Source organism: Arthrobacter sp. SAFR-044 (assembly GCF_051965175.1).
Taxonomy (GTDB): Bacteria; Actinomycetota; Actinomycetes; order Actinomycetales; family Micrococcaceae; genus Arthrobacter.
Genome location: NZ_JBQCMK010000011.1, coordinates 90,414 through 111,757, shown reverse-complemented (window position 1 = coordinate 111,757; position 21,344 = coordinate 90,414). Strand labels below are relative to the sequence as shown.

The following is a 21,344-nucleotide window of genomic DNA, read 5'->3' as shown; positions in this document are numbered from 1 at the left end:
CGGGGGTTCCCGGCTGCTGGGACGAGCCTACGGAGCAGCGGCAGGCCTGGGCGATGGCCGGTTGGCTATATGTGGATAACCGATCCGTCGCTGCCCTTGGCGCCTGCGGTACTGCCGGCGGATGCTTCCTGTCCGTCCACGCTGCCCTCCCGTGGCGCGTCTTCGCGCCGGGGCAGGCTGACCACCAGGGTGGCGCCGCCGCCGTCGGTCTTCTCAACCCGCACCGAGCCTCCGTGGGACCCCACGATTGCCGCCACGATGGCGAGCCCAAGGCCGCTGCCTCCTGTCTCCCTGGTGCGGGACGTATCCGCCCGGTAGAAGCGTTCAAAGACCTTGGCTGCGTCCTCTTCCGAGATGCCGGGTCCGTGGTCCCGCACCTCGATGACGGACCGCTCCCCGCCGTCAGTCCTGCGGACTCCGACGGCGAGTTCGATGGGGCTGCCTTCGGGGGTGTAGCGCAAGGCATTGCCCACGAGGTTTCCCACCACTTGCCGCAGCTTGGCCTCATCGCCGAGCACCGGGGAAGGCGCCGCCGGTCCGCCGTCGAGCCCGGTCAGCGAGATCACCCTGGAACGGTCACTGGCCTGCGTGTCCACCACGGCATCGTGGGCGATGAGCTGCAGGTCCACCGGCTTTTGCTGCAGGGGACGCTGCTCGTCAAGCCGCGCCAGCAGGAGCAGATCCTCAACCATGGACCCCATGCGCTTGGCTTCGCTTTCGATCCGGCCCATGGCCGTGGCCACGTCCTCATCCGTTGCCAGGGCGCCGTGGCGGTACAGCTCGGAGAAACCGCGGATGGTGACCAGCGGAGTGCGCAGCTCGTGGGAGGCGTCGGCGGCGAAGCGGCGCATCCTTGCTTCCGAGGCGGTCCGCGCTGCGAACGCGGTCTCGATATGGGCCAGCATGGCGTTCAGGGAGCTGCTCAGCCGGCCCAGCTCGGTGGTGGGGTTTTCCACCTCCACGCGGCGGGAGAGGTCGCCCGCGGCAATGGCGGCGGCCGTTTTCTCAACCCGGGCAAGAGGCCGGAAGGAACGCGACACGGTCCAGCTCGCAATGAGCGATGCCAGCAGCAGCGTCAGCAGGCCTACCCCGGTGACCACCAGGGTGGCATGCTTGAGGACGTCGTCCACGCTCTCCAACGGCAGCCCAATCACCACCACGGCAGTGCTTTGGCCGTTCTGGACCGTCACCGCCACTACGCGCCAGTTCTCCCCGTCCGTCCCACGGACCTGGAAGGGGGCCAGCCCGCGGGCCTGCGCCTGCTCCACGGTCATGGAGCTGATATCCGGGTGGTCGTCGGGATCGCCGCCGAACGTGTACGGCTGCTCGCCCGGAGCGAAGAGCATCAGCGAATAGTCGGTGGGTATGGAACTGGGAGCCTGCAGCTGGGTGAAGGAGCGTTGTTTCCGGGCGGAGTCGACGGCGGCGTTCAGTTTGTCATCCACCTGGCCCTGGAGGTAGCTGTGCAGCAGTGTCAGGGTCACTGCGCCGGTCACCGTCAGGGCCACAATCAGCAGGGCCATGATCATGGCCACCAGCTGCGACCTGAGTGAGGCCGACTTCCACCGCTTCAGCAAGGTCAGCGCTTTTCAGCCGTCCGCAGGACGTAGCCCACGCCGCGCTTGGTCTGGATCAGGGCCGGCGCCTCGGGGTCGATGTCCACCTTCCGCCGCAGGTAGGAGATATAGGACTCCACGATGGACGCGTCGCCGTTGAAGTTGTACTCCCAGACGTGGTCCAGTATCTGCGACTTGGACAGGACCCGGTTGGGATTGAGCATGAGGTAGCGCAGGAGCTTGAACTCGGTGGGGGAGAGCTCAATGACGGTGCCGCCGCGCCGCACCTCGTGGGCGTCGTCGTCGAGTTCGAGGTCGTCCACGCGGATGACCGCGTCGTCGTCGAGCAGGGGCTGCGTGCGGCGGAGCACGGCCCGGATCCTTGCCACCACTTCGTCGAGGCTGAAGGGTTTGGTGACATAGTCATCGCCGCCCACCGTCAGGCCGGTGACCTTGTCCTCCGTGTCATCCTTGGCGGTCAGGAAGAGAACGGGGAAGTGCTTGCCCGAGGCGCGAAGCCGCCGGGTCACGGTGAAGCCGTCCATGTCGGGGAGCATGACGTCCAGCACGGCCAGGTCAGGGGCGTGGGTGTCGGCCGCGGCGAGGGCGTCGCGGCCGTTTGCGGCGGAAACCACTTCAAAGCCGGCGAACCGCAGCGACGTGGAGAGGAGCTCGCGGATGTTGGGTTCATCATCGACGACGAGCAGCCTGGCTTCTGGACCGTTCTTGTTCATGCTCCCATCATGCTCCCAGTCTCTGGGAGTTGTCTGGATATTGCTTGTGAGCATGATGGAGATGGGCTTGCGGTTACCAGCCCATGGTTCCCGGCTCGCCCTTGAACGGGCCCACCACACGGGCGGTGATCCAGCCGCCGTAGAAGCGGCCGGGCTGCGGCTTGACCCGCTCTCCATCCACTTCGCAGTAGTCCATCCGGCCGGGGTAGACGGCCACCCGGTCCGCGAGCGCCTCAAAACCGGACGCGGGGTCAGGATAGGACCAGGCGGCGCTGTCCGCTTCCTTGCCGCCGCCGCGAACGGTCAGGTACTTTGCCGAGCCTTTGAACTCGCAGAAGCTGCTGCCCGAGGCAGGCTCCAGTGCGCCGGCGGCGAATGCAGACTTGGGGACGTAGTACACCGGCGGGTGGCTGGTTTCGAGGACGCGCAGGGAATCGGTCGTATCGAGAATCAACTCACCGCCCAAAACAATGCGTATCCGTTCACTGCTGGGTTCGATCCGCGGGGGCCGGGGATAGTCCCACACGGACTCCTGCCCCGGCCCGGGCACAGCCGGAATGACTCGTATGCTCATGCTTCCAGTGTGCGCTCCGGCGGCTGCTGTGCGCACCGGCGGATTCCTACTCCGAGGCGTGCACGTCCTTCGCGTCCATGATCCGGTAGGCGTAGCCCTGCTCGGCAAGGAACCTTTGGCGCTTGGCGGCGAACTCCTGGTCGAGGGTGTCCCGTGCCACCAGGGAGTAGAAACGGGCGGCCCGGCCGTCCTTCTTGGGCCGCAGGAGCCGGCCCAGCCGCTGCGCCTCCTCCTGCCGGGACCCAAAGGAGCCCGAGACCTGGATGGCCACGGAGGCCTCGGGAAGGTCGATGGAGAAGTTGGCCACCTTGGACACCACCAGGGTCTGCAGCTCCCCGGTACGGAACGCATCAAAGAGCTTCTGCCGGACCTTGACCGAGGTATCACCCTTGATCACGGGCGCCTGCAGCCGCTCCCCAAGGTCATCCAGCTGGTCGATGTACTGGCCGATCACCAGCAGCTGCTCCCCGGAGTGCCGTGCCACCAGTTGTTCCACCACCTGGGTCTTTGACTCCGACGTGGCGCACAAACGGTACTTGTCGGCGTCATCCGCCATGGCATAGGCAACCCGCTCATCCTTGGGCAGGTCCACCCGGACCTCCACGCAGTCCGCCGGGGCGATGTAGCCCTGCGACTCGATGTCCTTCCAGGGCGCGTCATACCGCTTCGGCCCGATCAGGCTGAAGACCTCGCCCTCGCGGCCGTCCTCCCGGACCAGGGTGGCGGTCAGCCCAAGCCGGCGGCGGGCCTGCAGGTCGGCGGTCATCCGGAAGATCGGTGCCGGAAGGAGGTGCACCTCGTCGTAGATGATCAGGCCCCAGTCGTGGCCGTCCACCAGTTCCAGGTGCGGGTAGATGCCGCCGCGCTTGGTGGTGAGCACCTGGTAGGTGGCGATGGTCACCGGCCGGACCTCCTTCAGGGCGCCGGAGTACTCACCCACCTCGTCCTCGGTAAGGGAGGTGCGCCGGAGCAGTTCGTCCTTCCACTGCCGGGCAGCCACCGTGTTGGTGACCAGGATCAGCGTGGTGGTGGAACCGGTGGCCATGGCCGCGGCGCCCACCAGGGTCTTGCCGGCGCCGCAGGGCAGGACCACCACGCCGCTGCCGCCTGCCCAGAAGTTTTCGCTGGCCAGGCGCTGGTACGGCCGGAGCTGCCAGCCGTCCTCGTTGAGCGAAATCAGGTGCGGGGTGCCGTCCACGTACCCGGCGAGGTCCTCCGCAGGCCAGCCGATCTTCAGCAGCAGCTGTTTGAGCTGGCCGCGCTGGGAGGCGTGCACCACCACCGTTTCGCCGTCGATCCTCGGCCCCAGCAGCGGCGCGATCTTCTTGGCCCGGATCACTTCCTCCAGGACGGGGTAGTCGTCGGTGCGCATGACCAGCCCGTGCCGGGGGTCCTTTTCGAGGCGCAGCCGGCCGTACCGGGACATGGTTTCCTCGACATCGATCAACAGGGAATGCGGCACCGGGAAGCGGGAGTATTTCAGCAGCGCGTCCAGCACCTTTTCCGCGTCCAGCCCGGCGGCACGTGCGTTCCACAGCCCAAGCGGGGTCAGCCGGTAGCTGTGCATGTGCTCAGGTGCCCGTTCCAGCTCGGCGAACGGCGCGATGGCGTGCCGGGCCTCGGTGGCGAGTTCGTGGTCCACCTCGAGGAGGATGGTCTTGTCGCTTTGGACAATCAGGGGTCCGTCGGTCACGCGGGGGATTCCTTCACTGGCGCAGTTCCTCTGCCGCCTCGATATCGATAATGCGGTGCACGGACAGGACCCGCTCCGTGTCCTTGGCAGGATCGAAGACGCGGACCCTGCCCCCGCTCACAGAGAGCGGAACAACGACTTCCTGGCTGGCATTCCCCAGGCTGTCCACCACGTTCATGTGGATCCGTTGCTTCAGCCGGATGGCCCTTTGCAGTGCCTCAAGCCCCAGCTGCGTCGCGGCCTCGCTGCCGGCAGCGGTGCCGGGGTGGTGCCCGACGCCGGCACCCGCCTGCCGCAGGACGTCCAGTTGGGCGTCGACTTCCTCCGCCGGGGGCGCCATCCGCGGGGCGGTGTAGACGGGGCGGGAGGTTTCCTGCGGCGTGGAAGGGCGGCGCAGATGCGTGACCGGTTCGGCCCCGTCCACGGACGGGGACAGGCCCAAGCTGCGAAGCGCGGCGGCGAGTTCACGCGGCGGCGACGAGGAGGCCACCACCGTGGGTGAGAGGCTGACCAGGCCCAGCTGGGTGGCTTTCGGTCCAGCCAGCAGCTCGCGCAGGGCCGCTTCATCGTCGCTTTGGATGAAGCTGGCGGCCTGGCCCACGCGGAGGCTGCCGTGGCGGGAGGCCGTGTCCTCCACCAGGTACTCCAGCGGCTGCGGTAGGGCGGTGGCCGAGTGTTCACGGAGAAACGCCAGCAGGCCGGAGGCGTCGTAGCCGTGGTCGAGTGCCCGCTTGATGGTCTCCGCGGAGAACCGGTAGATGGTGGCCGGTCCCTGGCCCTCCGCGTCGGCCATGACCAAGAGCTTTTCGGTCAGGGCCGGGGCGAGGTAGCCCGGCGCAACGGCTGTGAGGTCCGCCTGCAGCAGCACGTGGTTCAGGGCTGCAGGCAGGTGCTCGCCCAGGATGGCAATGGCAGCATCCGGGTTGTCCTCGGCGATGGCGCTGCCCAGCTGGCTCAGGGCACCCGAACCCACCAGGCCCAGTATTTCGGCTTCGGCGAGGACCCCGCGGATCAGCGAGCTGAACCGCCTGGCCATCCGCGGCTGCGACCACTCCGCGCGCTGCAGGACGGCGGCGGCGTCCAGAACGGGCGCCGCACCGTCGGCCGCAGGCGCCTCCTGGGTGAGCTCGTGCAGGATCTCGAGGATCCGCTTGCGGACCACGGGAGCGTCGGGCCGCTGCGCTCCGGCGGACAACGCGGCGATGGTGGTTCCCGACGCCGAGCGCCCGGCCGGTGTGCCCGGAGCCGAATTCACCGGCTGGCCCACCATCGAGGGCACGCGCTCGCTGGCCAGCCAGGCGTTCACCAGCCACAGCCATTGTTCCTGCCGGGGAAGGACCAGCCATTCCAGCTGCGGCGGCTGCACCCATGATGAGGAGTCGACATCGAGCCGGATGAGGCCGGCCAGCCCGCACAGCTCCAGCAGCAGGTTCACCCTGCCCTGGTCAACCCGCAGGTGCTCGGCCAGGCGGCGGATTTCGCGGACTCCCACGCCTCCGCTGCGCAGCGTTGCCAGCGGATGTTCCTTGACCGCGTGGAGCAGCTCGGCGGCCAGCCGCAGGGTGTCCGAGATGGCGCTCAGGGCCGCATTCCGGCGCAGCGCGGCCGTGGTCCGGCCCAGCTCGGGGACCGGTGGCGCAAGGGTGAAGTCGTTGATGATCGCGCCGCCGCGCAGGGCCAGTCCCACGCTGTGGGGCAGTTCCACGTGGGCGGCGTCGAGCGGAACCAGCAGCCCGCGGGCGAGGAGCCAGTCAACGGGCCCGACGTCGGCCCCCTCCGTGGTGACCGACGCTTTCCGCTGTGCCTGGGGGACGGCACCCATGGCCCAGTTCCGGAACCTGGCGAGCAGCGCCGTCGTCCGTTCCGGGGCGCCGGCGAGGATGTCCTGCAGTGCCTCGGGGGAGGACGTCCAGTGCTGAAGGGCCAGGGCAGCCTCCATGGGCGTGGTGGCTTCGTGGATTGCGAACCCGCTGCGGTGCAGTTCGGACACCAGCTGTACCGCCCGCTGGGCGAAGGCGGGTTGCAAGCGGACCAGTTCGGTATAGCTGCGGCCCAGGCCGGCCGGGTAGATTCCCACCACGTCCTTGAGTGACCCCACCGGAAGGTAGAAGGGCTGGCCGGCGGCCGGGGAAGGGGTGCCGTGCGGGGGAGCGGCGGGGTGCACCAGCGCCAGCTCCTGCAGGGTGCCCAGGATCTGGTTGACTGTGGCCAGGGCGGAGCCGTGGATTAGTTTGTGCACCCCCTCAGCGGAGGCACTGTGCCCGGTGTCGGTGTTGGTGCACAGATGCAGGGTCTCCAGGACCTGCATCTGCGGCCGGTTGAGCCGCTCAAGGGCGCGCTGGACGCTGACGCGGGATGTGGCCCGTGCCGCCAGGGCAGCGAAGTCCGGAACGGAAGGGGAAATGAGGTCCGGCCGCGCGGCGAACAGCGCACGCAACGAATCGTCGCTGCGTGCCTCCAGGTCCTTGCCAAGCGCGCGAATGAGGGACATCAGTCCAACGTTACCGCTGCTGCGTCCTTCCCGCCCGCCGCCGGGCGGCAACACCGTCCAGGACCAGCAGGAGCATCAGGATGAATGCCACCGGGAGGCCGTACAGCGCGGTGTAGGTGACCCAGGCAGGAGCCACCGAGCCGGCGAAGGCAAGCGCCATGACAGCTGCCACGGCTATCAGGGACAGCACGGCAACAACTGCGGCGAGGACCATCAGCGGCCGCCGGTAACGCGAGGGAGTCATGGACGCAACGCTACCGCGCCGGGAACGGCGCGGGTTAAAGCCGGGGCCTTGCGCCTGGGGCGGAACAGCGCTGCCCAACGCATCAATAGGCCATGCGGCAGGATAACCTTGAAGCATACAGACCAACACGGTTTACGTTTGCCATACCCTGAACCCGCACAACAATGCGGATGCGGTGGCAGCGGGCCGTGTCTCATGACAGCAGAACGAAGAAGGTTGATTACGTGCCTACCGGCAAGGTCAAGTGGTATGACAAGGACAAGGGCTTTGGGTTCCTGGCGGGCGAAGACGGCCAGGAGGTTTTCCTGCCCAAGTCGTCGCTGCCCGAGGGCGTTACGGAGCTGAAAGCCGGCACCCGCGTGGAGTTCGGAGTGGCGGACGGGCGCAAGGGTGCCCAGGCCCTGGGCCTGCGGGTACTGGACAAGACCCCTTCCATCGCCAAGGCCAAGCGTCCCAGCGCCAAGGACCTCGCCCCCCTGGTGCAGGACCTGGTGACCGTCCTGGACAACCTGTCCGGGACCCTGTCCAAGGGCAAGTACCCGGACGGCAACAAGGGCAAGGCCATTGCTGCCGCCCTCCGCAAGGTCGCCGACGAGCTGGACGTTTAGGCGCCCATGACTCCCGATTCTGAACAGCCGGGCACGCCAGTGCAGGAGCAGGCTGCCAAGACTCCGCCCAAGCGCAAGGCCGGCGTGCCCGTGTGGCGCACGGGCAAGCCGGATGCTTTCCTGGCTGCTGCGGTGGACACTGCCCGGGCCGCCGTGGAGGGCATCACGCCGGCGGCGACCGTCGGCGCGCACCTGGCGGCCAAGAGCGAGGGCGACCGGCTGGTCACGCACCTGTTCGAGTCCAGGCTGCCCGGTTACGCAGGATGGCAGTGGTACGCGGTATTGACCCGCAACTCGCGCTCCAAGGTGGTCACCGTCAACGAGCTGGGCCTGCTTCCATCCGAGGATTCGATCCTCGCCCCCGAGTGGGTGCCGTGGGCCGAACGCGTCCGCCCCGAGGACCAGCAGCAGGAGGAGGACCAGCAGCAGGAGTCCGAAGCCGACAGCGGGGAAGCAGCCGCCCCCGAAGCAGCCCGGCCTGCAGCGGACGGCCAGGAAACAGCGGAAGCGGCGGAGGATTCCACGGACGACGCCGGCACGCAGCCGGGAGCCTGACCGCACCTTTGCCGGGAAACCGGCCAGCCCTTGCGGGCGACAACGAAAACGGCGCCGTCCGGGAAGAACCCGGGCGGCGCCGTCGTACGTTACCTGTAGCTGCTGCCGTACCTACTTGCGCAGCTCGCCCACAACGTAGTCGATGCTGGACAGCAGGGCGGAGACATCGCTGGGCTCGATGGCCACGAAGGTGGCGATGCGGAGCTGGTTGCGGCCCAGCTTCCGGTAGGGCTCAGTGTCCACGACGCCGTTGGCGCGCAGGACCTTGGCAACAGCCGCGGCATCAACCGACTCGTCGAAGTCGATGGTGGCGATGACGTTGGAGCGTTCCTCCGCCTTGGCCACGAACGGGGTGGCAAAGTCGGAGGCCTCGGCCCAGCTGTAGATGCGTCCGGCCGAGTCAGCTGTGCGCGCTGCGGAAAAGTCCAGGCCGCCGTTGGAGTTCAGCCACTGGACCTGGGCGTCCAGCGTGACCAGCGTGGACAGCGAGGGCGTGTTGTACGTCTGGTTGAGGCGGGAGTTGTCGATGGCGGTCTGGAGATCCAGGAAATCCGGGATCCAGCGGCCGCTGGCCTTGATCCGTGCAGCACGCTCGATGGCGGCGGGGGAGAACAAGCCAAGCCACAGGCCGCCGTCGGAAGCAAAGTTCTTCTGCGGGGCAAAGTAGTAGACATCGCTCTGTGCAACGTCCACGTCCAGGCCGCCGGCCGCGGAGGTGGCGTCAACCAGGACCAGGGAGCCTTCGTCGGCTCCGGCTACCCGCTGGACCGGGGCGGCCACGCCGGTGGAGGTCTCATTCTGCGGCCAGGCGTAGACGTCCACCCCGGCCTCTGCCCGGGCTGCAGGGCGCGTGCCCGGCTCTGACGTGATAATCGAGGAGGCATCCAGGAAGGGCGCCTTGTTGGTGGCCGAGGCGAACTTGGAGCCGAACTCGCCGAAGGACAGGTGCTGGGCCTTCTTCTCGACGAGCCCGAAGCTCGCGATGTCCCAGAACGCCGTGGAGCCGCCGACGCCGAGGACTACCTCATAGCCCTCCGGGGCGCGGAAGAACTGGTTCAGCCCTTCCCGGACCGATCCAACCAGGTTCTTGACGGGCGCCTGGCGGTGGGACGTGCCGAGGATGGTCTTGGACGCTGCTGCCAGGGCATCGATCTGTTCCTGGCGGACCTTTGACGGGCCGGCGCCGAACCGCCCGTCCTTGGGCAGGAGGTCGGCGGGGATCGTGATGCTGGTGTCGCTCACAGGTGCTCCAATTCGGCGGGGACGAAAGCTTTGGTCCGGACGGGCGGGTTAAAGGTGGCCGGTGGCGCGCAGTGGCTGCGCAACAGGGCCTTCCCCATTCTGCCTGAATGGCAGTGGGGGCGGGAGCCGGAGGGATCAAAGTCCAGACAATGAGACGCGCCGCACGCTGTCAGGCTGCCCGGGGCGCGGCTATTCGGACAAAGTCAAAATAGGCTAAGCTGGCCCCCGGACTACCTCGCGGCAAGAGGCGATACGGTGGGACAACGCAAGGTACTGCGCTCGAGGAGCTGAGCTGGATGACGGATCTGATCGACACTACGGAGATGTACCTCAGGACCATCCTGGAGCTTGAGGAAGAGAACATCGTTGCCCTCCGGGCCCGTATCGCCGAGCGCCTGCGCCACTCGGGCCCCACCGTGTCCCAGACCATCGGCAGGATGGAACGCGACGGACTGGTTGTCGTCTCCGGTGACAGGCACCTGGAACTCACGGATACGGGCCGCAAGCGGGCCACCGAAGTCATGCGCAAGCACCGGTTGGCCGAGCGCCTGCTGGCCGACGTCATCGGACTGGACTGGGCCTACGTGCATGACGAAGCCTGCCGCTGGGAACATGTCATGAGCGAGCGTGTTGAGCGGCGCATTTACGAGATGCTGGACCATCCCACGGAATCGCCCTACGGCAACCCGATCCCCGGCCTCGCGGCGCTGGGCGGACAGCCGGCCACCGGGTTGGCCGACGGCGCCATCAGCCTGGTCGAGGCAATGAAGAGTTATGCGCCCGCCTCCGTGGTGACCATCAGCCGGTTGGCGGAACCGATCCAGGTGGAACCGGAACTGCTGGCGCAACTGGACGAAGGCGGAATCCGGCCCGGGGCTGCCGTAGGCCTGGAGCGCGTGGGGGATTACATCTCCGTGCGCGTCTCCGGAATCGAAGGCGCACTGGAGCTCCCGCCCGAGGTTGCAGCCCACGTTTTTGTCGCCATGCGCCGGTCCTGAGGCGGGCCCTATAGCCCAGCGCCGTCGTTCCACGCAAAGATAACGGAATTGTTACCTAGGGTCTTAAGGCCCTATAGTGGAACCAATCGTTGATACTTAAGCGTTACCCGATCCGGAGCCGAGCTCTGCCAGCGGATCGGGTGCACGAGTCGTTACTGGCAGAGGCGGGGGAACCACAAACGGCAGCGGGGGGCTGCCTTGGGGTGAAGTCCGTCAGCAGCAAGCCTCTCCAGTGAAGGATTCTTCCGGGAACACCCCTGTGCAGAAGCTTGCCCTGACGGGCCGGGTCTTTGATCTCTCTGACCCGAATCCGACAGCTAACTCCGCAGGCTTTTCCAGAGAGGAACCCTTCTTGACCATGCAGACCTCCCGGGGCCGGCGCCGCGCGGCCGGCACCCCTTCGGCACCCCGGGTTGTCGAAGATGTCGCAGCGGAGCGCCCCCGTGATCTGCATCGCGACGCGCGCCGGCGCCGGGGTCCGTTCCGGCAGGTGACGGAGTTTGCCGCCGCCAGCGGTATCGGCCAGAAAGCTGGAATCGCCCTGGCCGCCACCGGCCTGGTGCTGACGGTCACGGTGCCCGCCACCAGTCCTGTCATGGCAACGGACGCGTCAGGCAACGCGCCGTTGGCGGCCTCCGCCGTCAGTCCCCAGATTTCCGCTGATATCGGGGCCCAGATCGACTTCAGCCGCTCAGCCGTAGTGACCCAGGCCGACCCCGACGGGAAGCTGAAGCAACTCCTGAGCGCCCAGTCCGCCGGTTCCGTAACGCGGGCCGCGTCGGCCGGTACCCTGGCCGCGCCGCTGGCCTCGCTCACCACTGCGTCACCCTTCGGTTACCGGGTGAGCCCGATCACCGGTGGCTCCGGGGACTTCCACCGCGGCCAGGACTTCGTGGCCCAGTGCGGAACCTCCGTCCTTGCTGCCGCGACGGGCACCGTGACCTTCGCGGGCTGGCACCAGTTCGGCGGCGGAAACCGGGTGGTCATCGACCACGGCAACGGGCTCGAGACTACCTACAACCACCTGTCGTCCTTCAACGTCAAGGTGGGCCAGACGGTCTCCCGGGGCGACGTTGTGGCGCTCAGCGGCACGACAGGGGCGTCCACCGGCTGCCACCTGCACTTCGAGGTGCAGGTCAACGGCGAAGTGGTCGACCCGATGGGCTGGCTGTAACCAAATGATTGACCACTCTCAGATCGCATCCACGCGCTGTGACCTGAATGTGACATTGAAAGAAAACTGCTGTACCGTCTAACTCGCGTCAACTTTTCCGAAGTTGACGCTCTTGAGTGGATTGCCTAACTCTGCCACCGCTCAAGGTCCGTTCGCATTTCATCGTCTGGCAGGGGCGGGGGAACCAATTTTGGCCTTCACGTTCAGAAGGCCTTGGGGTTAAGTCACGAGCTTCCCAGGAAGCAGTGTGGCCGGGTGACTCCCATCCGAATCCGACAGCTCACCTCGCAGGCATTGGGAGAGGCTACCTTCGTGTCTTCACGCCATAATTCTGCGCGCCACCGTGCGCAAACGGTTCGCACCAGCCCCTTGGACGCCGTGTCCAAGGCCGTGAGTGCAAATGCCGGGCCCGTAGGCCGCCAGGCTGCCGTTGTGGCAGCGGCGTCGGGCCTCATCCTGAGCATGGGCCTGCCGGCCACCGCAGCAGACACCACCGCTGGTGTCTCTGCCTCCACCGAGTCCGGTTCGGCCCAGACGGCCCTCGCTGTCACCGCCGCCCCGACGGCCACGGTTTCCTTCGAGCGCCCCGTCGTCAAGACCACCGCCGCTCCAAAGGTGGAAGCGGTGCGTACCCAGTCCACCGCTACGGCCGAACGCGCTGCCACGGCCACCGCAGGCCAGGACGCTGCCCCGGCCGCGAAAGCCGCAGAGACCGTATCCGCGGCAACGTCCGGCATTGCAGCCATCGCCTACACCGGCATCGGACACTCCTACGTGTGGGGCGGCACCAGCCCCGTCACCGGCTGGGACTGCTCCGGGTTCGTTCAGTGGGTTTACGCCCAGGCCGGCATCAGCATCCCCCGCACCAACGCGTGGAACATCATGACCCCCACCTCCACCCCGCAGCCTGGCGACGTTGTCGTCCAGAACGGCGGCGCGCACGTGGGCATCTACGTCGGCAACGGCATGATGATCAGCGCACTCAACCCGTCCCAGGGCACGCTGCTGCACTCGCCTGCAGCCACCGGTACCTCGTCGTACTACCACCTCAACAAGTAGTTCTTGGACTTCATGCTCCAAGGGCTATTTCTTTGCCCAAAGCCTTTTCGCTAGAAACCACATCCCCGTTCGGGATGCGCCGGCGTACCCCCAAGATGCCGGCGCGTCCAGTTCCCTTTGCCTGCCTACACGCGGTCCGAAGGAAAAACGAAAGAGAGAACTCATGACGACTCGTGCTACCGCACGGCACCGCGCCGAGGTCACCAAAACCAACTCGATCGCAATCATTGCCAAAGCTGTCAGCGACAACGCCGGTGGCATGGGCCGCCAGGCTGCTGTTATCGCCGCGGCTTCCGGCCTGGTCCTGACCAGCGGAATTGCTGCGAACGCTGCCGACGCCAACGTCAAGCGCGATTCCGCTCCGGCATCCCAGCTGGAGGTTGAATCGGTCGTTGATGCTCCTATCTCCGCGGCTTCCACCATCGCCATCAGCTACGAGAAGCCTGCCGTCACCACCACGCCGGCTCCCGTCGCCGAGCCTGAGCCCCAGGTGGAGGTGCAGGAGGCTGCACCTGCTGCCCAGCCCGCTGCCGCTCCCAAGGTCACGGCCAAGGTTGCCACCGCTGCTGCTCCGGCTGCTCCTGCAGCCCAGGCTTCCGCGAGCGGGAAGGGTGCAGCCATTCTCTCCGCCGCCTATGCCCAGCTTGGCGTGCACCAGGACTGCACCATGCTGGTGACCAACGCCTTGGCCGCCGTTGGCATCCACTTCCATGACTGGCCTGCCGGCTACCTGTCACTGGGTGACACCGTGCCCATGTCCCAGGCCCAGCCCGGCGACCTCCTGTACTACGCTGATGGCGGCGGCGGCATGGCCCACATTGCCGTCTACGCCGGAAATGGCATGGCCGTGCACGGCGGCTACAACGGCAACGACACCGTGGTCTTCAGTGCCAATGTTGGTTCCGGACCCGTTGCCATCCGCGTAAGGTAACATTTTTCGTGCCGGCCTGAACCAGCGTCGGCCACGAATTGCAGCAAAGGACCCCTGCCGGAAGGCGGGGGTCCTTTTCGTTTTGAGCCTTCCGCGCCCGCATGGCTGCCTGTCCTTGTCTTTGGGGCTGGAACGGGCCCAGGGGCCGCGATTACCCGATTCTGCACTTCTTTGCTTACTCTTGTGATGTCGATCCATAGCCCGGACATGCCGGGGGCAGCCGGCCCTCGTGCCCCTGACGGGTGCGGCCGTGAAGAGGTAAGTGCATGCGCACTCTCGTTCTGAATGCTGGATATGAACCGCTGGCGGTAATCACTTTCCGCCGGGCGCTGGTGCTTGTGCTCACGGGCAAGGCAAGCGTGGTGGCCGAAGGGGACGACCCCGTGGTAGGCCCCACCGACGTACTGGGCCGCCCGTCCGTTATTCTCCTCAACCGCTACATCCGGCCCCGGTACAACCACTCCACGGCAGTCAGCCGCAGGGGTGTGCTCCGCCGCGACGGGCATAAATGTGCTTACTGCGGCAAAGCCGCGCACACGATCGACCACGTGCACCCGAAGTCACGGGGCGGGGCCGATTCATGGGAGAACCTGGTGGCTGCCTGCCTGCGGTGCAACAACGTCAAGGGCGACCACACTCCCGCTGAAATGGGTTGGACCCTTCGGTTCGTTCCTGAACCCCCGCACGGAATGATCTGGCAGATCAAGGAGCTTGAGAAGCCGACGCCCGCCTGGGATCCGTTCCTGCTGCCGGAGCGCGCTGCCTGATTACCTGCGCTGCATCACCACCTGCCCCGTGTGGCCAAGGCGCTCCCCGGCCACCTGCCGGTCACCTGACCCTATGATCCAGCCCCGGTCTGCGGCTTTGGCTGCCCGGTACCGTGTTGATCTATAGGCTGGGGGAGTGCAAGAGAACAGGTTGGCTTTCGACGCCTTGATCCTGGCCGGAGGGCGGTCATCCCGGCTGGGCGGCGTGCCCAAGCAGTCGCTTGTCTTCCAAGGTCAGACCCTGCTTGAACGTGCCATCGCCGCGGCGGAAGGTGCGCGGCACACCGTGGTTGTCGGCGATGCGGGGTCCCTGCCGGACGGGGCCCTGGCCGCCGGCCTGCTGCGCCCGCCGACCAGGCCTTCCCGCCTGCTGATGTGCCGGGAGGAGCCGCCGTTCGCTGGTCCCGCAGCTGCGATTGCCGCGGGCCTGGACGCCCTGGCCAGGAACGGCGAAGAGGCTCCCTACTCCCTTGTGCTGGCCTGCGACATGCCGCTGGCTTCCCTGGCGGTGACAGCGCTGCGGGATGTACTGGCGCAATCCGCTGCCGCAGGGGGTGGCGGGGACGGCGTGATCGCCTGTGCCCAGGACGGCCGCGTGCAGCCGCTGGCAGGTTTATACGGCACGGCTGGGTTAACAAAAGCCTGCAGGAACCTCGCTTCCCGCAACGCCCTGGTCAACGGCTCTGTCAGGGCGCTCCTTGCTAGTCTGGACGTGCAGCTTGTCACAGTCCCCGCCGGGTCCACTTCCGATGTGGATACCTGGGACGATGCTGCCGCGCTGGGGGTTGCCGCCGGGAAGCAGCGCGTATGCCAGGACCGGCAAGCGGGCGGAGACAACGTGGGAGGCAAGTCGTGAAAAGCCAGGACGAGACGCTGGAAGAGTGGTGCAGGGCGCTGCTCCAGGCATACAAGCTTGAGGATGCCCAGGTGGATGTCAATGCCGTACTGTCGCTTGCCGGCGTCGCTGCCCATGCGGTTGTCCGCCCGGCCGCGCCATTGACCACCTTCATCGCAGGCTTCGCAGCGGGACTGGCTGCCGCTCCAGGCAGGGAAATGGACGCAGCTTCGATGGACGCCGCGCTGGCCGTTGCCCGTTCACTGGCCGCAGACTACGACGCTGAAGCCGCCGGGACCGCCGGCGAATGACAGCAGAACCCCACGACGATCCGGAGGCGCCGCCGGGCAGTGAAGCAGAGGCGCACCCGGTTACAACTGAACAGGGGCATGCTGACCACCACCATGCGGCCCACACCTGGGAAGAGGCGCGGCAGGCTGCGTTCGATGCAGCCACGCCCATTCCCCCCGGACCGGTGGGGCTGCGGATAGCCGTGGGCCGCAAACTTGACCGGGACATCGTGGCCCTTCAGGACATGCCCCACTACGCGTCCTCAGCGATGGACGGCTGGGCAGTCAATGGAAGCGGCCCGTGGATTCCGGTGGAGCCCGGGACCCGGCTGGCACCGCACCAGGCGAGCCCCATTGCCACAGGTGGGCTGATCCCGCCCGGGGCCAAGGCTGTTCTGCGCACCGAGAATGCCGTCCTCGGCCAGGACGATGAGGGGCTCCCCGTCCTGATGACCGGCGGCAAGGCGCGACCCGGCGAGCCCCGCGCGGGGGAGCACATCAGGAAGGCCGGGGAGGAAGCCCTGGAAGGGGACACCCTGGTCAAGGCGGGGGTGGAACTCAACCCGGCACACCTGGCCCTGGCCGCCCTGGCCGGCTACGACGAAGTGCAGGTCCAGGGGAAGCCGGTGGTCCGGCTGGTGCTGACCGGGTCAGAGGTGGTTGAGCACGGCACGCCCGCCCCCGGCCAGGTGCGCGACACATTCGGCCCGCAGTTGCCGGACGTCGTTGCCATGCTGGGCGGCATCGCCGGCGGCCAGCAGCGGATCGGCGACTCCTACGCCGAATGGCTGGCGGCGCTTGAGGACGTACTGCCTGAGGTACCCGACGCTCCGGACCTGCCTGCCGACGTCGTCATCACCACCGGGGGCACTGGACGCTCGGGAACTGACCACCTCCGGCGGGCAGTGGCTGAACTCGGCGGCCGGCTCATCATCGACGGCGTGGCAATGCGGCCCGGACATCCGGCGGTTCTCGCGGAACTTCCGGACGGCCGCTTTGTCCTGGGACTTCCAGGCAACCCGCTGGCGGCCATGATGGCCCTCTCCACCGTGGGGGCTCCGCTGCTGGCCGCACTGGGGCACCGCGCCATGCCCCCAGTGGAGGAGGTGCCGTGCGGGACGATGATCGAGCCGGACCCCGGACGCACCCGCCTGATGCCGTTCCGGCTGCTGTACGGCATGGCCTCCCCGGCGCAGCATACGGGACCGGGCATGATGCGCGGGCTCGCCGCCGCCGACGGGGTACTGGTGGTGCCGCCGCACGGAGTCCAGCTGGGCGAAGTGGTGCCCGCCTTCGCGCTGCCGTGGGGGCCGCCCATTCCCCGTCCCCGCGAAGGGGGCGCAAAACCCCGAAGCAATGCCCGCACCGGCCAGCCCAAGGCCAAACCGGCACCCAGCGGGCCCGTCGACTGGAGCGCACTCCTGGGCTAAGGGGCCAGGCAGCTGGGGCTGGAGCGCTCGGGCCAAGCGCCCCGGGCTGCGCCTTTTGGGCAAGGGGAGGCTCTGTTGGTGCCATGATGGAGTAATGAACAGGCAGGGTGGAACATGGGACGAGTGACCCAGCGCCGCAAGGTGCACAAGTATCTTCTGGACGGTTCTCCGGCCGCCCTGGAGTACCCGGTCCGGCACCGCGAAGATGTCCTCGCCGTGGAGGAACCGCTGGAAATCCGGCTGGGCAGGCTTTCCTACTCTGTCACCATGCGGACACCCGGCGACGACTTTGACCTGGTGGCCGGATTCCTGGTGTCCGAGGGCGTTATCTGGGCGCCCGAACAGCTGGTGTCGCTGCGCTTCTGCGCCGGCGAGGACGAAAACGGCGTCCAGACATTCAACGTGGTGGAGGCCCAGTTGCGGCCGGACGTCCCACTCCCCGACACTGGCCGCAGGGTCTACACGTCCAGCTCCTGCGGCATCTGCGGAACGGACTCCATCGAAGCTGTCCAAAAGTCCTCCCACCACAGTCCTCAGGCGGACCCGCTGACGTTGGACGCCAAGGTCCTGGCCTCCCTGCCGGGGCTGCTGCGCGAGTCCCAGCGCGTCTTTGACGATACCGGCGGAGTACACGCGGCGGGCCTGTTCAGGATCGACGACGACGGCGAGCCACGGCTCCTGTGCCTGCGGGAGGACGTGGGACGGCATAACGCCGTGGACAAAGTGGTGGGCTGGGCGCTGCGCGAAGGCCTCCTGCCGTTGGCCGGGACAGTCCTCCAGGTGTCCGGCAGGGCGTCCTTCGAACTGGTGCAGAAAGCCTCGCTCGCCGGAATTCCCGTCCTGGCAGCCGTCAGTGCCCCTTCCAGCCTTGCCGTGGAACTGGCAGAGGCGAACGGGCTGACGGTGGCGGGATTCAGCCGGGGCGCCAGTTTCAATGTCTACGCCGGGAACGCCCGGATCCTGAGGCCCGAAGCGGCCGTTCCAAGAACGTAGGGGTGCCGACACCTGGGACGGTCCGCTGGATGTGCCCAGGGGGTTGGATGCAGTGCTGCCAGCGGGTAGATTTGTCCATCGAATGGACGCGATGATCCAGTCTCCAGCCTAAAGAGGACCTATATTGCATGACGACCGCAGGATCACGGAAGTCCGCCTCGCGAGATTTGTGCGCGAGCGCATTGTCCCTGCCGTTTACAGCAGGACAGTCCCGCTTACCCTGAGCAGCTGGGAAGTGCCCGGTGAACCGGTCCCCGCGCTCGAGGCGATGAGGCAGGAGTTCCAGCCGCAGGAGCACGGTGCGCCCTGGGGACGGCCGTGGGGCACCACGTGGCTGCGGCTTCAGGGGGAAGTGCCCGAATCCTGGGGCGGCGGCCCGGACACCACCGTGGAGGTGGTGGTGGACCTGGGGTTCACCACAGAAGCGCCCGGGTTCCAGTGCGAAGGCATCGCCTGGCGGTCCGACGGCAGCATCATCAAGGCAATATCGCCCCGCAACCAGTACATCCCGCTCAAGCTGCTGGGCAGCGGCATGGCGGTGGACTTCTACGTGGAAGCGGCTGCGAACCCGGACATGGCGCAGGGCTGGACCTTTGCCGCTACCCCGCTGGGGGACAAGGCAACCGCCGGGGACGCCCCGCAGTACCGGCTGGGAAACATCGCCATCGCCGAACTGAACCAGAGCGTGTGGGAACTCCAGCAGGACATCTGGACCCTTGCAGGCCTCATGGAGCAGCTTCCGGTCGAGCTCCCGCGCCGCCACGAGATCCTCCGGGCACTCGAACGCATGATGGACGTGATGGACCCGGACGATGTTGCCGGAACCGCCGCCGCCGGACGGCGGGCGCTCGCCGGCGTCCTGGCCAGGCCGGCGTACGCTTCGGCGCACCAACTGGTCGCCACGGGGCATGCGCACATCGACTCCGCCTGGCTGTGGCCGGTCCGGGAAACCATCCGCAAATGCGCCAGGACGTTCTCCAACGTGGTGGCCCTGATGGATGAAGACCCAGGCTTTGTCTTCTCCTGTTCGTCGGCCCAGCAGTTGGCCTGGATCAAGGAGCAGTACCCGGACCTGTTCAGCCGGATCCGGGAAAAGGTCCGGGCGGGGCAGTTCGTCCCGGTCGGCGGCATGTGGGTGGAGTCGGACACCAACATGCCCGGCGGCGAAGCCATGGCCCGGCAGTTCGTCGAGGGCAAGGGCTTCTTCCTGGCGGAGTTTGGCATCGAGTGCAGGGAAGCGTGGCTCCCGGATTCGTTCGGCTACAGTGCGGCCCTGCCGCAGATCGTGAAGGCCGCCGGCAGCCGCTGGTTCCTCACCCAGAAGATCTCCTGGAACCAGACCAACAGGATGCCCCACCACACTTTCAACTGGGAGGGAATCGACGGCACCCGGCTGTTCACCCACTTCCCGCCGGTGGACACTTACAACTCGGATCTCAGCGCCAGGGACCTGGCCCACGCGGAGCGGAACTACCGGGACCATGGCCGCGGCACGGTGTCGCTGGTGCCGTTCGGGTATGGCGACGGCGGCGGCGGTCCCACCCGCGAAATGCTTGCCGCCGCTGCTCGTACGGCCGACCTGGAAGGATCCGCGAAGGTCAGGATCGGCTCCGCGGAAAGCTTCTTCCGGCAGGCCGAGGAAGAGTACCCCGCCCTGCCGGTCTGGGTGGGTGAGATGTACCTGGAGCTGCACCGCGGCACCTACACCAGCCAGGCACGCACCAAGAAAGGCAACCGGCGCAGCGAGCACCTGCTGCGTGAAGCGGAACTCTGGTGCGCCACCGCTGCCGTGCGCGCCGGCGGCGCCTATGACTACCCCGGCGCCGAGCTCAAGCGACTTTGGCAGCTGGTCCTGCTGCAGCAGTTCCATGACATTCTTCCCGGCAGCGCCATTGCCTGGGTCCACCAGGACGCCGAGCGGAACTACCAGGCCATCGAAACTGCCCTCGAGTCACTGATCAACCGCGCCGCTGCGGCCATGCTGGGCTCCGGCGACCGCCAATTCCTGCTCAACGCCGCACCGCATGCCCGGGACGGGGTCCCCGCCCTGGCGGCGGGGGAGCCCGCGTTGAGGCCGGAGCCCGTGCAGGCCACGCCGCACGACGGCGGCTACATCCTGGACAACGGAATCATCCGGGCCGTGGTGGACGCCAACGGACTCCTCTCCTCCCTGCGCGACCACGCCAGCGGCCGCGAAGCGATCGCCCCCGGCCAACACGGCAACCTGCTGGAACTGCACCGGGATACCCCGAATGAGTGGGATGCCTGGGACATCGACGAGTTTTACCGGCGCAACGTCACGCCGCTGGTCCAGGCGGAATCGGTAGGGCTTGCCAGCGAAGGCGGCAGCGCCGTCGTTGTGGTGCAGCGGTTGGCGGGCACGTCGCCGCTGACCCAGCGCCTCACCCTCGCTCCCGGCAGTCCGTCACTGGAAATCACCACCTCGGTGGACTGGCAGGAGCGTGAGAAGCTGCTGAAGCTTGGGTTCGCCCTCGACGTGCGGGCGGACCGCTCGGCGGCCGAGACGCAGTTCGGCCACGTCTTCCGGCCCACCCACACCAACACCTCGTGGGAGGCCGCCAAGTTCGAAATCTGCGCCCACCGGTGGATCCATGTGGGCGAACCCGGCTACGGCGTGGCCGTGTCCAACTCCTCCACCTACGGCCACGACGTGGGCAGGAGCATCAGGGAAGCCGACGGCGGGACCACCACCACGGTGCGCCTTTCCCTGCTGCGGGCACCCAAGTTCCCCGACCCGGACGCAGACCGTGGACAGCACGAGTTGACGGTGGCCATCCGCCCGGGTGCCGATATTGCCGATGCGGTCCAGGAAGGCTACCGGACAAACCTGCGGCCCCGGCTGGTCAGCGGCGCCGCCGGCGTGGAGCCGCTTTTCTGCGTCAGCAATCCTGCCCTGGTCATTGAAGCGGTCAAACAGGCGCAGGACGGTTCGGGCGACGTGGTGGTCCGGCTTTACGAGTCACTGGGGCAGCGTTCCACGGGGAGTATTACGGCGAACTTCCCGGTGCGGGACATTGTGCCCACGGACCTCCTGGAGCGCGCCGCCGAAGCTCCTGGAGTTGAGCCCACCGGCACCGGTGCCGTGCTTACGCTCCGGCCGTTCCAGCTGGTGACGTTGAGGTTTGCCCGGAAGTAGTTGCCCGCCTGTG

19 protein-coding genes and 2 riboswitches are annotated in these 21,344 nt (G+C 67.3%); of the genes, 12 read left to right on the top strand and 7 right to left on the bottom strand.

The genetic code is table 11. The features are described 5' to 3' along the window. Window positions 1-65 precede the first annotated feature (65 nt). From ACTHQS_RS16805 to ACTHQS_RS16780, 6 genes are all read right to left on the bottom strand, one after another. Window positions 66-1,577 carry a sensor histidine kinase gene (locus ACTHQS_RS16805; RefSeq protein WP_440171207.1) on the bottom strand — a complete coding sequence of 504 codons (1,512 nt, stop codon included), beginning with the start codon at window positions 1,575-1,577 and terminating at the stop codon, window positions 66-68. A gap of 2 nt (window positions 1,578-1,579) precedes the next feature. Continuing rightward, window positions 1,580-2,290: a response regulator transcription factor gene (locus ACTHQS_RS16800; RefSeq protein WP_056331118.1), complete on the bottom strand. Its 711-nt coding sequence runs from the start codon at window positions 2,288-2,290 to the stop codon at window positions 1,580-1,582. A gap of 73 nt (window positions 2,291-2,363) precedes the next feature. Further along, window positions 2,364-2,864 (bottom strand): DUF427 domain-containing protein, encoded by a 501-nt coding sequence (locus tag ACTHQS_RS16795; protein WP_440171205.1) that lies wholly within the window; start codon window positions 2,862-2,864, stop codon window positions 2,364-2,366. Window positions 2,865-2,910: 46 nt separating this feature from the next. Then, window positions 2,911-4,557 (bottom strand): DNA repair helicase XPB, encoded by a 1,647-nt coding sequence (locus ACTHQS_RS16790; protein ID WP_440171203.1) that lies wholly within the window; start codon window positions 4,555-4,557, stop codon window positions 2,911-2,913. A 13-nt stretch (window positions 4,558-4,570) separates the two neighbouring features. Continuing rightward, window positions 4,571-7,048 (bottom strand): helicase-associated domain-containing protein, encoded by a 2,478-nt coding sequence (locus ACTHQS_RS16785; RefSeq protein WP_440171201.1) that lies wholly within the window; start codon window positions 7,046-7,048, stop codon window positions 4,571-4,573. Window positions 7,049-7,058: 10 nt separating this feature from the next. Continuing rightward, complete coding sequence (locus tag ACTHQS_RS16780; protein ID WP_440171199.1) at window positions 7,059-7,292, bottom strand: hypothetical protein; 234 nt, start codon at window positions 7,290-7,292, stop codon at window positions 7,059-7,061. Window positions 7,293-7,516: 224 nt separating this feature from the next. Here ACTHQS_RS16780 and ACTHQS_RS16775 point away from each other — a divergent pair, with 224 nt between their 5' ends. Both ACTHQS_RS16775 and ACTHQS_RS16770 read left to right on the top strand, forming a co-directional pair. Next, window positions 7,517-7,900, top strand: coding sequence for a cold-shock protein (locus ACTHQS_RS16775; RefSeq protein ID WP_018762148.1), 384 nt, complete (start codon window positions 7,517-7,519; stop codon window positions 7,898-7,900). A 6-nt stretch (window positions 7,901-7,906) separates the two neighbouring features. Then, a complete protein-coding gene (locus tag ACTHQS_RS16770) occupies window positions 7,907-8,455 on the top strand; it encodes a DUF3027 domain-containing protein (protein WP_440171197.1) in 549 nt (182 codons plus the stop codon). A gap of 111 nt (window positions 8,456-8,566) precedes the next feature. On the opposite strand, the gene serC is transcribed toward ACTHQS_RS16770, so the two are convergent. After that, a complete protein-coding gene (gene serC, locus ACTHQS_RS16765) occupies window positions 8,567-9,697 on the bottom strand; it encodes a phosphoserine transaminase (protein WP_440171195.1) in 1,131 nt (376 codons plus the stop codon). A gap of 296 nt (window positions 9,698-9,993) precedes the next feature. Between serC and ACTHQS_RS16760 the strand changes: the two genes are divergently transcribed. The 10 genes from ACTHQS_RS16760 to ACTHQS_RS16715 all read left to right on the top strand — a co-directional run bounded on the left by ACTHQS_RS16760 (window position 9,994) and on the right by ACTHQS_RS16715 (window position 21,331). After that, entirely contained in the window at window positions 9,994-10,695 is a 702-nt protein-coding gene (locus ACTHQS_RS16760) for a metal-dependent transcriptional regulator (protein WP_440171193.1), read from the top strand. A 116-nt stretch (window positions 10,696-10,811) separates the two neighbouring features. After that, window positions 10,812-11,041, top strand: a riboswitch (cyclic di-AMP (ydaO/yuaA leader). A 12-nt stretch (window positions 11,042-11,053) separates the two neighbouring features. Beyond that, window positions 11,054-11,869 (top strand): M23 family metallopeptidase, encoded by an 816-nt coding sequence (locus ACTHQS_RS16755; protein ID WP_440171243.1) that lies wholly within the window; start codon window positions 11,054-11,056, stop codon window positions 11,867-11,869. A 128-nt stretch (window positions 11,870-11,997) separates the two neighbouring features. Then, window positions 11,998-12,177, top strand: a riboswitch (cyclic di-AMP (ydaO/yuaA leader). 70 nt (window positions 12,178-12,247) lie between these two features. Further along, window positions 12,248-12,928, top strand: a complete 681-nt coding sequence (locus ACTHQS_RS16750; protein WP_440171241.1) for a C40 family peptidase — start codon at window positions 12,248-12,250, stop codon at window positions 12,926-12,928. 163 nt (window positions 12,929-13,091) lie between these two features. Next, window positions 13,092-13,859 (top strand): NlpC/P60 family protein, encoded by a 768-nt coding sequence (locus ACTHQS_RS16745; protein WP_440171191.1) that lies wholly within the window; start codon window positions 13,092-13,094, stop codon window positions 13,857-13,859. Between the two features lie 266 nt (window positions 13,860-14,125). Beyond that, window positions 14,126-14,626, top strand: coding sequence for an HNH endonuclease (locus tag ACTHQS_RS16740; protein WP_440171190.1), 501 nt, complete (start codon window positions 14,126-14,128; stop codon window positions 14,624-14,626). 136 nt (window positions 14,627-14,762) lie between these two features. Then, window positions 14,763-15,482 carry a molybdenum cofactor guanylyltransferase gene (gene mobA, locus ACTHQS_RS16735; protein WP_440171188.1) on the top strand — a complete coding sequence of 240 codons (720 nt, stop codon included), beginning with the start codon at window positions 14,763-14,765 and terminating at the stop codon, window positions 15,480-15,482. After that, window positions 15,479-15,772 (top strand): DUF6457 domain-containing protein, encoded by a 294-nt coding sequence (locus tag ACTHQS_RS16730; protein WP_440171186.1) that lies wholly within the window; start codon window positions 15,479-15,481, stop codon window positions 15,770-15,772. The genes mobA and ACTHQS_RS16730 overlap by 4 nt, the downstream gene beginning before the upstream one ends. Continuing rightward, window positions 15,769-17,181, top strand: coding sequence for a molybdopterin molybdotransferase MoeA (locus ACTHQS_RS16725; RefSeq protein ID WP_440171184.1), 1,413 nt, complete (start codon window positions 15,769-15,771; stop codon window positions 17,179-17,181). The genes ACTHQS_RS16730 and ACTHQS_RS16725 overlap by 4 nt, the downstream gene beginning before the upstream one ends. A gap of 114 nt (window positions 17,182-17,295) precedes the next feature. Continuing rightward, window positions 17,296-18,174 (top strand): formate dehydrogenase accessory sulfurtransferase FdhD, encoded by an 879-nt coding sequence (gene fdhD / locus ACTHQS_RS16720; RefSeq protein WP_440171182.1) that lies wholly within the window; start codon window positions 17,296-17,298, stop codon window positions 18,172-18,174. A gap of 124 nt (window positions 18,175-18,298) precedes the next feature. After that, window positions 18,299-21,331: an alpha-mannosidase gene (locus tag ACTHQS_RS16715; RefSeq protein ID WP_440171181.1), complete on the top strand. Its 3,033-nt coding sequence runs from the start codon at window positions 18,299-18,301 to the stop codon at window positions 21,329-21,331. Window positions 21,332-21,344: the final 13 nt, after the last annotated feature.

What these genes read in the sequence shown, in the direction of transcription:
- ACTHQS_RS16795 (WP_440171205.1), bottom strand. Translation starts at nt 2,864, where the DNA reads ATGAGCATACGAGTCATTCCGGCTGTGCCCGGGCCGGGGCAGGAGTCC.
- ACTHQS_RS16770 (WP_440171197.1), top strand. Translation starts at nt 7,907, where the DNA reads ATGACTCCCGATTCTGAACAGCCGGGCACGCCAGTGCAGGAGCAGGCT.
- ACTHQS_RS16745 (WP_440171191.1), top strand. Translation starts at nt 13,092, where the DNA reads ATGACGACTCGTGCTACCGCACGGCACCGCGCCGAGGTCACCAAAACC.
- ACTHQS_RS16780 (WP_440171199.1), bottom strand. Translation starts at nt 7,292, where the DNA reads ATGACTCCCTCGCGTTACCGGCGGCCGCTGATGGTCCTCGCCGCAGTT.
- ACTHQS_RS16725 (WP_440171184.1), top strand. Translation starts at nt 15,769, where the DNA reads ATGACAGCAGAACCCCACGACGATCCGGAGGCGCCGCCGGGCAGTGAA.
- ACTHQS_RS16800 (WP_056331118.1), bottom strand. Translation starts at nt 2,290, where the DNA reads ATGAACAAGAACGGTCCAGAAGCCAGGCTGCTCGTCGTCGATGATGAA.
- ACTHQS_RS16755 (WP_440171243.1), top strand. Translation starts at nt 11,054, where the DNA reads ATGCAGACCTCCCGGGGCCGGCGCCGCGCGGCCGGCACCCCTTCGGCA.
- ACTHQS_RS16760 (WP_440171193.1), top strand. Translation starts at nt 9,994, where the DNA reads ATGACGGATCTGATCGACACTACGGAGATGTACCTCAGGACCATCCTG.
- ACTHQS_RS16740 (WP_440171190.1), top strand. Translation starts at nt 14,126, where the DNA reads ATGCGCACTCTCGTTCTGAATGCTGGATATGAACCGCTGGCGGTAATC.
- ACTHQS_RS16785 (WP_440171201.1), bottom strand. Translation starts at nt 7,048, where the DNA reads ATGTCCCTCATTCGCGCGCTTGGCAAGGACCTGGAGGCACGCAGCGAC.
- fdhD (WP_440171182.1), top strand. Translation starts at nt 17,296, where the DNA reads ATGGGACGAGTGACCCAGCGCCGCAAGGTGCACAAGTATCTTCTGGAC.